Origin of the sequence: Mariniradius sediminis (assembly GCF_021491425.1) — a bacterium.
GTDB lineage: Bacteria > Bacteroidota > Bacteroidia > Cytophagales > Cyclobacteriaceae > Mariniradius > Mariniradius saccharolyticus.
In genome coordinates this window covers 1-307 of record NZ_JAKEVZ010000066.1, presented here as the reverse complement: position 1 = coordinate 307, position 307 = coordinate 1, and the positions used below count along the sequence as shown (strand labels likewise).

Here is a 307-nt window from a genome sequence, read left to right as displayed (position 1 = left end):
AGCATGAAGAATTCCGAATTCATTACCGCTTTTCGCGGCAAGGACAATGATTTCGCTATGATCTATATGCCGGTGGGCAAGACCATCAAAGTGGATACCCGTTTCATGAAAAGCTCTGATATCAAGATCTGGTTTGTGGATCCAAGGATCGGGCATGTAGTTCGAGGTATCTCTACCTACCGCAAAGACGTGCTTGAAATCAAGCCGCCTACCCTCGGAGTCGGTCAGGATTGGGTTATTGTTTTGGATAACCCCGATTCACAGTACCGTCCGCCTATGGAGTAAGTGATGGACGTGATTGCTGCCT

Annotated in this window: 1 protein-coding gene; it reads left to right on the top strand. The window is 47.9% G+C overall.

The window, feature by feature from the left end:
- Positions 1–285: putative collagen-binding domain-containing protein (locus tag L0U89_RS20305; protein WP_305067161.1), on the top strand; the 285-nt coding region annotated here is incomplete at its 5' end.
- Between the last annotated feature and the right edge of the window lie 22 nt (positions 286–307).